Source organism: Rhodoplanes sp. SY1 (assembly GCF_046000175.1).
GTDB lineage: Bacteria > Pseudomonadota > Alphaproteobacteria > Rhizobiales > Xanthobacteraceae > Rhodoplanes.
This window is the reverse complement of sequence record NZ_JBEOMB010000167.1, coordinates 1-12,055: the sequence shown is the minus strand read 5'-3', so window position 1 is coordinate 12,055 and position 12,055 is coordinate 1. Positions and strand designations below refer to the sequence as shown.

General features: G+C 70.3%; 13 protein-coding genes and 1 pseudogene. 6 read left to right on the top strand and 8 right to left on the bottom strand.

The genetic code is table 11. The annotated features are described in order from the left end of the window. Positions 1-328 precede the first annotated feature (328 nt). The 8 genes from ABTU92_RS26990 to lgt all read right to left on the bottom strand — a co-directional run bounded on the left by ABTU92_RS26990 (position 329) and on the right by lgt (position 8,837). Positions 329-1,234: an alpha/beta fold hydrolase gene (locus ABTU92_RS26990; protein WP_408094680.1), complete on the bottom strand. Its 906-nt coding sequence runs from the start codon at positions 1,232-1,234 to the stop codon at positions 329-331. Between the two features lie 122 nt (positions 1,235-1,356). After that, on the bottom strand, positions 1,357-2,631 hold the full coding sequence (purD, locus tag ABTU92_RS26985; protein ID WP_408094679.1) for a phosphoribosylamine--glycine ligase: 1,275 nt from the start codon (positions 2,629-2,631) through the stop codon (positions 1,357-1,359). A gap of 225 nt (positions 2,632-2,856) precedes the next feature. Further along, positions 2,857-3,357, bottom strand: coding sequence for a YbjN domain-containing protein (locus tag ABTU92_RS26980; protein WP_408094678.1), 501 nt, complete (start codon positions 3,355-3,357; stop codon positions 2,857-2,859). A gap of 768 nt (positions 3,358-4,125) precedes the next feature. Next, on the bottom strand, positions 4,126-5,079 hold the full coding sequence (locus tag ABTU92_RS26975) for a ribose-phosphate pyrophosphokinase (RefSeq protein WP_111358531.1): 954 nt from the start codon (positions 5,077-5,079) through the stop codon (positions 4,126-4,128). Between the two features lie 202 nt (positions 5,080-5,281). Beyond that, a complete protein-coding gene (locus tag ABTU92_RS26970; RefSeq protein WP_408094677.1) occupies positions 5,282-5,914 on the bottom strand; it encodes a hypothetical protein in 633 nt (210 codons plus the stop codon). Between the two features lie 183 nt (positions 5,915-6,097). Beyond that, complete coding sequence (gene pgeF / locus ABTU92_RS26965; RefSeq protein WP_408094676.1) at positions 6,098-6,865, bottom strand: peptidoglycan editing factor PgeF; 768 nt, start codon at positions 6,863-6,865, stop codon at positions 6,098-6,100. Beyond that, complete coding sequence (locus ABTU92_RS26960) at positions 6,862-7,995, bottom strand: class I SAM-dependent methyltransferase (protein WP_408094675.1); 1,134 nt, start codon at positions 7,993-7,995, stop codon at positions 6,862-6,864. Before ABTU92_RS26960 ends, pgeF begins: the two co-directional genes overlap by 4 nt. Beyond that, a complete protein-coding gene (lgt, locus tag ABTU92_RS26955; protein WP_408094674.1) occupies positions 7,992-8,837 on the bottom strand; it encodes a prolipoprotein diacylglyceryl transferase in 846 nt (281 codons plus the stop codon). Before lgt ends, ABTU92_RS26960 begins: the two co-directional genes overlap by 4 nt. A gap of 217 nt (positions 8,838-9,054) precedes the next feature. Between lgt and ABTU92_RS26950 the strand changes: the two genes are divergently transcribed. The 6 genes and pseudogenes from ABTU92_RS26950 to ABTU92_RS26925 form a co-directional block, all read left to right on the top strand. Beyond that, positions 9,055-9,348 (top strand): accessory factor UbiK family protein, encoded by a 294-nt coding sequence (locus ABTU92_RS26950; RefSeq protein WP_408094673.1) that lies wholly within the window; start codon positions 9,055-9,057, stop codon positions 9,346-9,348. Positions 9,349-9,700: 352 nt separating this feature from the next. Continuing rightward, positions 9,701-10,426, top strand: coding sequence for a 50S ribosomal protein L25/general stress protein Ctc (locus ABTU92_RS26945; protein ID WP_408094672.1), 726 nt, complete (start codon positions 9,701-9,703; stop codon positions 10,424-10,426). A 203-nt stretch (positions 10,427-10,629) separates the two neighbouring features. Beyond that, a complete protein-coding gene (pth, locus tag ABTU92_RS26940; RefSeq protein WP_408094671.1) occupies positions 10,630-11,277 on the top strand; it encodes an aminoacyl-tRNA hydrolase in 648 nt (215 codons plus the stop codon). Positions 11,278-11,318: 41 nt separating this feature from the next. After that, positions 11,319-11,687: a hypothetical protein gene (locus ABTU92_RS26935; RefSeq protein WP_408094670.1), complete on the top strand. Its 369-nt coding sequence runs from the start codon at positions 11,319-11,321 to the stop codon at positions 11,685-11,687. Then, positions 11,587-11,985 carry a PIN domain-containing protein gene (locus ABTU92_RS26930; RefSeq protein WP_408094669.1) on the top strand — a complete coding sequence of 133 codons (399 nt, stop codon included), beginning with the start codon at positions 11,587-11,589 and terminating at the stop codon, positions 11,983-11,985. Before ABTU92_RS26935 ends, ABTU92_RS26930 begins: the two co-directional genes overlap by 101 nt. A 10-nt stretch (positions 11,986-11,995) precedes the next feature. Further along, positions 11,996-12,055 (top strand): annotated as a pseudogene (locus tag ABTU92_RS26925) (GTPase); the annotation flags it as partial.

The window sequence follows — 12,055 nt, the reverse complement described above, 5'->3', positions numbered from 1 at the left end:
CGCCAACGAGCGGCGCGGCCGCGTCGATCTCGCCATCGACGACTACGAGCGCGCCGTCTCCTACGACCCCTCCGACGCGAACAGCCGCACCAGCCTGCAGCGCCTGCGCTCGAAGTGATCAGGTCGCGGTGCCGCGCCGCGGGCCCTCTCTTCACCTCTCCCCGCGTGCGGGGAGAGGTCGACGCGCGCCGCGCGGCGGGTGAGGGGGCGTCTCGTGGATACGGATGCGCCCCCTCACCCGGGGCTCGCACCTGCGGCGCGAACCCCGACCTCTCCCCGCGCGCGGGGAGAGGTGAAGGAACCACCGTGTCCCACATTGACGAGCTCCTCACCGGCCCTCCGCAAAGAACGCCAACAGCGCCGTCTGGGTGGCGGCCGGGTTCTCCTCCTGCGGGAAGTGGCCGGAGTCGATCGGGGTGCCGCGCACGTCGTCCGCCCATTCGCGCCAGGTGGCGAGCGGGGCGTTCTCGCTCGGGATTCCCTTCGCCCCCCACAGCACCAGCATCGGGCAGGCGATCTTGTTCCCGGCGACGTGGTCGGCCTCGTCGAAGGCCAGATCCGTGGTGCGGCCGGCCCGGTAGTCCTCGCAGCTCGCATGGATGCGCAGCGGGTCCTGGAACGCCGCGCGATAATGCGCCAGCGCGCGCGGATCGAACGGCGTCAGATCCTTGGTGCCCGACCAGCTCGCGATCTTCCAATCGAGGTAATAAACCGGGTCCTTGCCGATCATCGTCTCGGGGAACGGAGCCGGCAGGGCTAAAAAAGTCCAGTGCCAGACCTTGTAGGCGAGCGTCTGGTCCATGCCGTGCCACATCGCCCAGGTCGGGACGATGTCGATCACGGCGAGTTTTTCCAACCGCCCCGGATGATCGAGCGCGAGGCGATAGCCGACCCGGCCGCCGCGGTCGTGGCCGCAGAGCGAGAAGCGGGCGTGGCCGAGCGCCTCCATCAGGTCGATCATGGCGGCCGCCATGGCGCGCTTGGTGTAGGGCGCGTGGTCGGCCCCGGCGCGCGGCGCCGCCGACCAGCCGTAGCCCGGCAGGTCCGGCAGGATCAGGCGGAAACGCTTCGCCAGCGCCGGCGCGACCTTGTGCCAGATGAGGTTCGACTGCGGATAGCCGTGCAGCATCAAGAGCGGCGGCCCGCTGCCGCCGGAGCGGGCGAACAGCTTGCCGGCACTGGTGTCGATCCAGTGCGACTCGAAGCCGGGATAGAGGTCGGCGAGATCGGACATCTGCGACTCCAGCATCATCGATGCAGCACGCGCGGTCCGCATCGGCGGATCGCTCGCCGCAGCATAGCCGGATCGTCGCGGCGTCCGTAAGACGCCGTTCGAGGGGGCGGGGGGCCGCCTCGTCACCCGCGCCGCGCGAGCCCCTTGGCGCCGATGTCGCGGCGCCAGAAGCCGCCCGGCCAGCGGATCTCGCCGATCGCCGTGTAGGCGGCCGTGCGCGCCTCGGCGAGTGTCTTGCCGGTCGCGCTGACGTTGAGCACGCGTCCGCCGACCGCGATGATCTGCCCGTCACGCTCGGCCGTGCCGGCGTGGAAGATTTCCACGTCGTCGACCGCCATGGCGTCGCGCAGGCCGTCGATGACGCTGCCCTTCTCGTATGTGCCAGGATACCCCTTGGCCGCCATCACCACCGTGATGGCGGCGGCGTCGTGCCAGGCGAGCGACACGTCCTTCAGGGTCCCGTCGCAGGTGGCGAGGAGCGCCGGCACCAGGTCGGAGGCGAGCCGCAGCATCAGCACCTGGCATTCGGGGTCGCCGAACCGGCAATTGTACTCGATCAGCTTCGGCCCCTCGGCCGTGATCATCAGGCCGGCGAACAGCACGCCCTTGTAGGGGCAGCCCATCGCGGCCATCGCCGTCAGGGTCGGGCGGATGATCTCGTCCATGGTGCGGGCCGTGATCGCGTCGGTCATCACCGGGGCCGGCGAGTAGGCGCCCATGCCGCCCGTGTTGGGCCCGACGTCGAGGTCGAAGGCGCGCTTGTGGTCCTGGGCCGAGGCGAGCGGCAGCGCCGTCTCGCCGTCGCACAGGACGAAGAACGACGCCTCCTCGCCGGTCAGGAACTCTTCGACCACGACGCTCGCGCCGGCGGCGCCGAGCGAGCCTGCGAACATCGCGTCGATCGCCGCCTCGGCCTGGCCGAGCGTCTCGGCGACGACGACGCCCTTGCCGGCGGCGAGGCCGTCGGCCTTCACGACGATCGGCGCACCCTTCTCGCGGACATAGGCCTTGGCGGGTTCGGCGGCCGTGAACACCTCGTAGGCCGCGGTGGGAATCCCGTTCGCCCGGCACAGCGCCTTGGTGAAGCCCTTGGAGCCTTCCAGGCGCGCCGCCGCGGCGGTCGGGCCGAACGCCGCGATGCCGGCGGCCGTGAGGGCGTCGACCAGGCCGGCGACCAGCGGCGCCTCGGGGCCGACCACCACGAGGTCGACGGCGTTGCCGCGGCAGAAGCCGATCACGGCGTCCGGGTCGACCGGGTCGAGGGCGACGCAGTCGGCCTCCTGGGCGATGCCGGCATTGCCGGGCGCGCACCACAGACGGTCGACGAGCGGGCTCGAAGCGATCTTCCAGGCGAGCGCGTGCTCGCGTCCGCCGGAGCCGAGAAGCAGGATGTTCATGCGCGAAGGGCCGATGGGGGTCTAGAGGACGGATCGGCCGGTCTTATAGCAGCAATCGGCAGCCGTAACCTCTGCAGGCGTCGTCCCGGGGCGCGGCAAAGCCGCGAGCCCGCGACCCATACGCCCTGTCTCGCGTAAGCCATCAGGACCGGGGATATGGATTCCGGGCGCGCGACCCTGCGGATCGCGCCCCGGAATGACGGCCGTATGAATCGCGGCCGATCCTCACGCCTCGCCGTGGGTCTCGAACATCACGGCTTCCATCGCCTCGCGGGGCGACTTGCCGGCCCAGATCACGAACTGGAAGGCCTGGTAGTAGCGCTCGCACGCCTCGGTCGCGGTGGCGAGCATCGACTCGCATTGCGGGCCCGAGGCCTCGACGCCGCCGGCCAGCACCAGCGCGTGGCGGAACATCACCAGCCCGTCGTTGGCCCAGAAGTCGAAATGGCCGATCCAGAGCTGCTCGTTGATCATCGTCACGAGCTCGAGCAGCTCGGCGCGCCGGCGCTCCGGGACTCTCAGATCGAACGCGCAGGCGAGATGCAGCGCCTCGATCTCGCCCATCCAGGTGAAGGAGATCTGATAATCGGTCCACTTGCCCGTCATCACGAGCGTGACCTCGTCATCGCTGGACCGCGCGAAGGACCAGTCGTTGACCGCCGCGATCCGCTCGACGATGTCGACCGGATTGGCGCTCCGCGAGCTCGTGATCTCCATCAACGACATGTCGCTTCCACCCCTCGAGTGCCGGACGCGGGAGAACGCACGAACGCACGCCACACCACGGCACGCGCCGGGTGCCCGAAGCGCCCGCATGCAGGACCGTCCTGCAGGGCGGGGCCGACGAACACCGAATCACTCGGTCCTTCGACTATAGAGCGCGCCCCGGTCCGACGGAATCGGGTGCCGCCCGCGAAATTCGTGCAGTTCACATCCGTCTCCGGAGGCGCGAACGGGGCGCCGCCGGACCGGCCGTGGCGGCCGCGACGTGATCGCCGCGGTCACCCGAAAGGGTTCGTTCATTCCGCTGAATCGCGCAACGACCGCCCCGTCCCGGTCCACAGGGAAGCGGAGTTGTCCCCGCGACAGTTTGACTCGGGGGCGCGACGGCGCTGGACGGCACTCTGAATCAAAAGCGGAACGGATCGGAATCGGAGCCGGAACGAGTCGCGACGGCATGCGGACACGAGTCGGCCAGGATCGTGAGTCGGTCGTGATCAGGAAACGTGATCAGGGAGACGCGCGCCGGGGACCGCTGGGGGGAGTCGATCTCGATGCGGAAATGCCGGGCGAAGCGCGTCGTTTGTCCGCTCGTCCCCGCGAAGGCGGGGACCCAGGGGCGTCACGGCACAGTAATTCTGTTTCCGGGTGATCAGTTCCCGTCATTCCGGGGCGCGGCGAAGCCGCGAACCCGGAATCCAGCCACAGCTTCCACGGTCTCCGCTGGATTCCGGGTTCGGCGCTGCGCGCCGCCCCGGAATGACCCGGTCCCGCTCAGTCGAACAGGCTCGACACCGACTCCTCGGCGGCGGTGCGGCCGATGGCTTCGCCGAGCAGGGTGGCGATCGACAGCACCCGGATGTTGTCGGCGACTCGCACCGCCTCGGTCGGCTGGATCGAGTCGGTGATCACCAGCTCTTTCAGGCGCGACGCGGTGATGCGCGCCACCGCCCCGCCCGACAGCACGCCGTGGCTGATATAGGCGTAGACGCGCTCGGCGCCGTGCTCGAGCAGCGCGTCGGCGGCGTTCACCAGGGTGCCGCCGGAATCGACGATGTCGTCGACCAGGATGCAGGTGCGGCCCTCGACGTCGCCGATCACGTTCATCACCTCCGACTCGCCGGCGCGCTCGCGCCGCTTGTCGATGATGGCGAGCGGCGCGTTGATGCGCTTGGCGAGCCCGCGCGCCCGCACCACGCCGCCGACGTCGGGCGACACGACCATCAGCTTGGAGAGCTCGAAGCGCTCCTTGATGTCGCGCACCATCACGGGCGAGGCGTAGAGATTGTCGGTCGGGATGTCGAAGAAGCCCTGGATCTGGCCGGCGTGCAGGTCGACCGTGAGGACGCGGTCGGCCCCGGCCCGGGTGATCAGGTTGGCGACCAGCTTGGCCGAGATCGGCGTGCGGGGACCGGGCTTGCGGTCCTGCCGGGCGTAGCCGAAATACGGCAGCACGGCGGTGACGCGCCGCGCCGACGCGCGCTTGAGCGCGTCCATGATGATCAGGAGCTCCATCAGGTGGTCGTTCGTCGGGAACGACGTGGCCTGCACGACGAACACGTCGGCGCCGCGGACGTTCTCCAGAATCTCGACGAAAACCTCCATGTCCGCGAAGCGGCGGACGACGGCACGGGTGAGCGGCGTCTTCAGATACGCGGCGATCGCCTCGGCGAGCCGCGGATTGGAGTTGCCTGCGACGAGCTTGATCGCTCCATTTTTGCCAGGCATTCCCGACCTCCTGAACGCCCACGCGAGCGACTAACCTGACCGGCGGCGCCTGAATACAGGGCAGGCGTGGCCGGCGCAATACGACGGTTTTGTTATCCGGAAGGTTTTCGCCCGCGACTGGTGTCGCGAGGACACGTCTGCGCGGATTAGTTAATCTGCGACGGACGCGGTCCGTGGGCGCCGGGTGCCGCGGATGTGGTGTTCAGGGCGTCGTCGACGCGTCGAAGGCAGCGAGCGCCATGCCGGTGTCGGCCGGCGGGGCTGCGTCGGGCGCAGGCGCGCCGCCCGGGCCGGAGGGCGCCGGGCCGGACGGGGCCGGCGTCGCGCGCGGCGCCGCCATGAAGCCGGCCAGCCGGTCCATCCCGGACGAGGCCATGCGGCGGATCACCTGCTCGTCGGCGGCCGCCCAGGTGTTGCTGCCGGCGCCGCTCACCGGCTCCTCGCCGGACATCCGGTACACCCGGCGCTGGTCGGCGTCGTAGACGTCCCACACCCAGCTCACCACCGATTTCTTCGGCGTGACGATGGTGGCCGTGTAGACCCGCACGCGGTAGTGGGCCGGGGTCTGGCGCGACACCACGGCGACCTGGCGGGTCTGCGCCTCGCTGGTCAGCGACTGCACCATCCGAGTGAAGACGCTCTCGGGCGGCCCGTCGATCGATTCGAAGGCGACGGTCGCGCGCCCCCCCGGCACTGCGGCGACGCCCGGGGCGCCAGTCTGCCCGGTGGTCTGGGTGCAGGCGCCACACAGGAGCGCCAGCAGGATCGCGCCGATCCCGCCGATTCTCGCGCCTCGTTCGGTCGGCACGGACAGCCGCGCCGGTCGAGCCTGCATGAATTCGATCCCCGTGCTCCGCGGCCCGGTCGAGCGGGTCCGTCGGGCGGTGTCCCGCCTCGTTCGGTAACCGATGCTTAACCGTAAATGTGGCGAGGATCCAGCCGCGGGGATCGAAGCGGCCGGCGGAAACGGTTTTTCAACGGACGTGTGGCTTCGACGTCTCGCCCGCTCGGGCGAGGCTCACGGCACCAGCGCGATCGCGTTGACGTGGCGGCCGTAATCCGGCTCGCCCCGGTGGGTCGCTCGGCGGAACGAGTAGAAGCGCGCTTCGTCCGCATAGGTGCAGACGTCGAGGTCCTCGATGTGGCGCAGCCCGGCCGCCGCGAGGCGGGCCGCGATGTAGCCGGCGAGGTCGAGCATCTCGCGGTCGCCGGCGCCGGGGGCGAAGAAGCGCGCATGCGCCGGGTCCTGGGCGACGAACAGGGCCTTCACCTCGGGGCCGATCTCGTAGTTGCGCTGTCGGATCATCGGCCCGATCGCGGCGACGATGTTCTCACGCGACGCGCCGAGGCGTTCCATCGCGGCGATCGTCGAGTCGGTGACGCCGGCCAGCGCGCCGCGCCAGCCGGCATGGGCGGCGCCGACCACCCGGGCCTCCGGGTCGGCGAACAGCACCGGCCCGCAATCGGCCGTCGAGGCGCCGACCGCGAGGCCCGGCATGCGAGTGACGATGGCGTCGAGCTTCGGCCGCCCGGCCGCCGTCCACGGCGTCTCGGCGACGATGACGTCGGCGGAATGGATCTGGATGGCGCTGAGCAGGCGGTCGGGCGCGACGCCGACGGCGGCCGCCATGCGGGCGCGGTTCTCGGTCACCCGGTCCTGGTCGTCGCCCGAGCCGAAGCCGGCATTGAGGCTGGCATAGAGTCCCTCGGAGACGCCGCCCTCGCGGGTGAAGAAGGCATGCTTGATGCCGGGCAGGGCGGAGAGCGAGCGGGCGGTGAGCATCATGGGGCAGTCTCCGTCGGGCCGGTCGTCAGGCCGGCCGGCAGGCCGGGCAGGGGGCCGAGTGCCGGGTCGCCGAGGCCGATCGCCTTGAACAGGCGGCCCATGCCGGTTTTCGTCGTCGTGTCGAGCAGGCGGGCGAGCGCGGCGTCGATCTCGTTCGCGCGCTCCGGGTTCTTCGCCGTGAGGGCGGCGGCCCGCGCCTCGATCCCGAGATCTTTCAACAGGCTCGCCTGGCCGACCGGACCGTGCACGGCCGCCCCGGCGGCGCGCGCCGTCGCGGCGAGCGCAAAAAAGTCCACATGGGCGGTGAGGTCGGCCTCGCCGGGCGCGGCGAGGGGATCCGCGAAGGCGTGGCCGCGCATCGCCTGCAGCGTTTCGCCCGGACCCTGGTCGACATGGCCGTAGTCGATCACCAGGGCGGCACCGCCCCGGGCGACCCTTTGGGCGAGCGCCGCGACCGGCGCCTCGTCGCGCCACTCGAACACGGTGCCGGAGGGAGCGATGCGCCAGAATTCCGGGACCCGCTCCGCGATTTTCGGATCGGCCGGGCCGAGCGTGAGGACGAAACCGCCGTCCGGGTCGAGCCCGATGCGGCGCTCGTGCCAGCCGTCGCGCGACTTCTCGGCCTGGTGCACGGGGAGGGCGTCGAAGAACTCGTTGGCGACGATGATCGCCGGGTCGTTTGGCACCTCGGCGAGGTCGCGATGCCAGGCGACCGGCACGCCGGCCCCGCCGAGGGATTCGCGCTGGCGTTCCGCCAAAACCGGGCTCGTCTCGACGAGGTGCACGCGGAGCGCGGCCCGGAACCCCGGCAGCACCCGTGCCGCGCGAAGCATGTCGGCCATCATGGTGCCGCGGCCAGGGCCGAGCTCGACCAGCCGGACCGACGATGGGGCGCCCATCTGCTGCCAGACGGCGGCGGCCCAGAGTCCTAAAACCTCGCCGAACATCTGGCTGATCTCGGGCGCCGTGACGAAGTCGCCGGCGCGCCCGAGCGGATCGCGCGTCGCGTAGTAGCCGTGCTGCGGGTGGCCGAGGCAGAGCGCCATCCAGTCGGCGAGCGGCAGCGGACCTTCGTCCGCGATCCGTCGGCGCAACAGGTCGGCGAGGGGCGAGGGCGGCGGAGCCGTCATGCCGCCTCGGCGGGCGTGGCGCGCCCGAGCGGTGGCCGGCGTAGCGCATGGACGATGAACCCGACGCCGGCCAGAAACAGCGGCACCGAGAGCAGCATCCCCATCGTCATGCCGCCCCACAGGAACCCGAGCTGCGGGTCGGGCTCGCGGAAGACCTCGCAGAACGAGCGGGCGACCGCATAGACGCAGGCGAACAGGCCGACGGTCAGGCCGGGTCGCTTCAGCGCGCCGGCCCGCACGGCGAGGAACAGGAGGAGGAACAGGGCGAGCCCCTCGAGCCCGGCCTCGTACAGCTGGCTCGGGTGCCGCGGCAGCGGCCCGCCGCCCGGGAACACCATGGCCCAAGGGACGTCAGGGGCGGCCCGGCCCCAGAGCTCGCCGTTGATGAAATTCGCGAGCCGCCCCAGGAAGATGCCGATCGGTGCGACGGCGCAAGTGAGGTCGCCGACGGTCGCGATCGACAGGCCGCGCGAGCGGGCGAACAGCACCACGGCGGCGACGCAGCCGAGGAAGCCGCCGTGGAACGACATGCCGCCTTCCCACAGCTTCACGATCTTCAGCGGATCGGCGACGAACAGGTCGAAATTGTAGAACAGCACATAGCCGGTGCGGCCGCCCAGGATGATGCCGAGCGTCACCCACACCACGAAGTCGTCGAAGTCGACGACGCTCAGCGGCGCCGGGCCGCCCCACAGCCGTTCGTTGCGGATGAGGGCGCGGGCATAGACCCAGCCGAGCAGGATGCCGACGATATAGGCGAGCGCGTACCAGCGGATGGCGAACGGGCCGAGGCTCACCAGCACCGGGTCGATGCGCGGAAAGTCGAGGACGGCGAGCGGCATCGGCGGTCTCTTCGGTGGAACGGTTCGGCCGGCGGGGCGGTTCGGGTGATGCGGCGCGCGCCGCCGCACGTCAAGCGGTCGGCGCGGGGCGGCGGGCGACGGGGCGGTGGATCGCCTGTCCGGGCGACCAGGGCGCTTGCGTCGCTGCACCGCGATCGCCATTGTCTGCCGCGACCGACACCCATTGCCGATCATGCGTTCCGGAGACGACATAACGATGGCCCAGACGACGAGCCGGTTCTTCGACGAGATGGCCCGACTGATGAACGACGCGGCCGGCGTCGCCCAAGGCGTGCGCCGCGAGGCCGAGACCCTGATCAAGACCCAGGCCGAGCGCATCCTGCGCGACATGGACATCGTCCAGCGCGAGGAGTTCGAGGCCGTCAAGGAGATGGCCCGCCTCGCCCGCGAGGAGAACGAGGTTTTGAAGGCCCGCCTCGCCGCCCTCGAGGCGAAGCTCGCCGCCTCGGGTTCGAACGGGATGGACGCCGGCACCACCGCGGTGGTGTGAGGCTGAAGACCCGCTGACGCCCGCGCTCCCTCTCCCCGCTGGCGGGGAGAGGGTCGGGGTGAGGGGGCCTCACGTGGATACGGAGGCGCCCCCTCCCCCGGACTTCGCGCCTGCCGGCGCAAAGTCCGATCTCTCCCCGCGCGGCGGGGAGAGGTGAAGACGGCTGCGGCGAGCGGCCGAACAGCCCCTTCCTTGTCAATTCGGGCGGCGCTTTGCTATAAGCCCGCGTTCCGCGGCCTGCACGCACCCCTGGAGGCCGGCCGCGCCGTCGCGTCAGCGACAATCTTCATCCGTGCATCGACCGGGCGGGGCCGCGCGAGCGGGCGTTCCCGGTTGCAGAGAGGACACAACCATGACGACCGTCAAAGAGCTGAAGGCGACGTCGCGTCCGCGGGCCGGCAAGGGGGCCGCCCGGGCCGTTCGTCGCGAAGGCCGCGTTCCCGGCGTGATCTACGGCGACAACAAGCCGCCTGTCACCATTTCCCTCGATTCGGCCGAGCTGCGTCAGCGCATCTTCGCCGGCCACTTCCTGACGACGATCTTCGACGTCGAGCTGGACGGCACCAAGCATCGCGTGATCCCGCGCGACTACCAGCTGGAGCCGCTGCAGGACCGCCCCGTGCATGTCGACTTCATGCGGCTGGGCGAAGGCGCCACCATCCGGGTGCGGGTGCCGATCCGCACCGTCAATCCGGAAGGCGCCCCCGGCATCAAGCGCGGCGGCACCGTCAACATCGTCACCCACGCGGTCGAGCTGCGCTGCCCGGCGGACGCCATCCCGGAGTCGATCGAGATCGACCTGGCCGGCATGGAGATCAACCACTCGCGCCACCTGAGCGACATCACGCTGCCGCCGAACGTCAAGACGGTCGGCAAGCTCGACCCGACGCTCGTCACCCTGGTGCCGCCGTCCGGATACGCCGAGGAGCAGCGCGCCGCCAAGGACGCGGCGGCGGCTCCGGCCGCCGGTGCGGCCGCTCCGGCAGCCGGCGCCAAGGCGCCGGCGGCGGGCGCCAAGGCTCCGGCCGGCGACGCCAAGGCCGCGGCGGGCGCCAAGAAGCCCGACGCCAAGAAGTGAGGCCGGCCCGGGTGCGGTGCGCCGCCCCCGGCCGACCTTGCCGTCGATGGATACGGTCGTCATTCCGGGACGGCGCGGAGCGCCGGACCCGGAATCCAGCCGCGAGGTCCTGATGTGCCGCTGGATTCCGGGTTCGCGAGCCTACGGCTCACGCCCCGGAATGACAGCGGGTTGATCTGCCGGGACGGGTGTGAGGCATCGTCATGCGGCTCCTGGTCGGGCTCGGCAATCCGGGCTCCCGCTACGCCGGCAACCGCCACAACATCGGCTTCATGGCGATCGAGGCGATCGCCCGCCGCCACGGCTTCCCGCCGTGGCGGAAGCGTTTTCACGGCCAGGCGACCGAAGGGCCGCTGGCCGGCGAGCGCGTCATGCTGCTGATGCCCGAGACCTACATGAACGAGTCCGGCCGCGCCGTGCAGGAGGCCGCGCAGTTCTACAAGGTCCCGCTCGCCGACATCGTCGTGCTGCACGACGAGCTCGATCTGCCGCCCGGCAAGGTGCGGCTGAAGACCGGGGGCGGCGCCGCCGGGCACAACGGCCTGCGCTCGATCGGCGCCCACATGGGCAACGACTTTCGCCGGGTGCGCATCGGCATCGGTCATCCCGGGATCAAGGAGATGGTGCAGCACTACGTGCTGCAGGACTTCGCCAAGGCCGAGCGGGAGTGGGTCGCGACGCTCTGCGACACCATCGCCGACAATGCCGGCCTGCTCGCCAAGGGCCAGGACTCGACCTTCCAGAACAAGGTCCACCTCGCCATGCAGGCGAAGGGATTCTTGGGGCCCCACAAGGAGACGGCCGGCGATGGCAGCGCGAAGGGCGCGGCCGGGAAGAGCGAGCGCGCTTGACACGGAAACACTGAAACACGAAATCAGTGTCGAGGTGTCCCATGAAGAACGTGACCATCACGCTGCCGGACGAGGTTCTTGCCCGCGCCCGGGTCGAGGCGGCGAAGCAGGCGAAAAGCCTCTCCCGCTACGTGTCCGACGCCGTCGCCGAGAAGGTGGGCGGGACGGAGGATCCGATGTCGATTCTCCGGCCGTTCTTCACCGGTCCCGGATTCCCCGGCATCAGCAAGAATCTGCCGACACGCGAGGAGCTCTATGCCGAGCGGGAGGAGGAACTGGTTCGTCGATACGAATCTCATCGTCTACACGGTGGATCCGAGCGAGCCGGAAAAGCGGAAGGTCGCGACCGACTGGCTGACCAGGATGGTCGAGACCAAGAGCCTGGTTCTGAGCCCGCAAAGCCTGAATGAGTGCTATCGCGTCATCACGGAGCGGCGACCGAGGATGGGGCGTGACGAGGCCCGCCTCTTCATCTCGGGATTTGTGTCCTGCTGCACGGCCAATCTCGACATCGATATCCTGCGCCGTGCCTGGCGCGTGCAGGACGCCGGCGGCTTCAACTGGTGGGATTCTCTACTGATCGCATCCGCCTTGATCGCCGGGTGCAACGTCTTCCTGAGCGAAGACATGCAGCACGAGCGGACGATCGAGGGTATGACCATCCTCGACCCCTTCAAGCTCGGGTCTCCCGAGCCCTTCTTCTCCTGACGAGAGCATCATGGGATTCAAATGCGGCATCGTCGGCCTGCCCAATGTGGGCAAGTCGACCCTGTTCAAC

Bases quoted from the DNA above. Each gene is read 5' to 3' on its own strand.
- pgeF (WP_408094676.1), bottom strand. From the start codon at position 6,865: ATGATGCTCACCGCCCGCTCGCTCTCCGCCCTGCCCGGCATCAAGCAT.
- ABTU92_RS26945 (WP_408094672.1), top strand. From the start codon at position 9,701: ATGACGACCGTCAAAGAGCTGAAGGCGACGTCGCGTCCGCGGGCCGGC.
- ABTU92_RS26935 (WP_408094670.1), top strand. From the start codon at position 11,319: ATGAAGAACGTGACCATCACGCTGCCGGACGAGGTTCTTGCCCGCGCC.
- ABTU92_RS26970 (WP_408094677.1), bottom strand. From the start codon at position 5,914: ATGCAGGCTCGACCGGCGCGGCTGTCCGTGCCGACCGAACGAGGCGCG.
- lgt (WP_408094674.1), bottom strand. From the start codon at position 8,837: ATGCCGCTCGCCGTCCTCGACTTTCCGCGCATCGACCCGGTGCTGGTG.
- pth (WP_408094671.1), top strand. From the start codon at position 10,630: ATGCGGCTCCTGGTCGGGCTCGGCAATCCGGGCTCCCGCTACGCCGGC.
- ABTU92_RS26975 (WP_111358531.1), bottom strand. From the start codon at position 5,079: ATGCCTGGCAAAAATGGAGCGATCAAGCTCGTCGCAGGCAACTCCAAT.
- ABTU92_RS26990 (WP_408094680.1), bottom strand. From the start codon at position 1,234: ATGTCCGATCTCGCCGACCTCTATCCCGGCTTCGAGTCGCACTGGATC.
- purD (WP_408094679.1), bottom strand. From the start codon at position 2,631: ATGAACATCCTGCTTCTCGGCTCCGGCGGACGCGAGCACGCGCTCGCC.
- ABTU92_RS26950 (WP_408094673.1), top strand. From the start codon at position 9,055: ATGGCCCAGACGACGAGCCGGTTCTTCGACGAGATGGCCCGACTGATG.
- ABTU92_RS26980 (WP_408094678.1), bottom strand. From the start codon at position 3,357: ATGTCGTTGATGGAGATCACGAGCTCGCGGAGCGCCAATCCGGTCGAC.
- ABTU92_RS26960 (WP_408094675.1), bottom strand. From the start codon at position 7,995: ATGACGGCTCCGCCGCCCTCGCCCCTCGCCGACCTGTTGCGCCGACGG.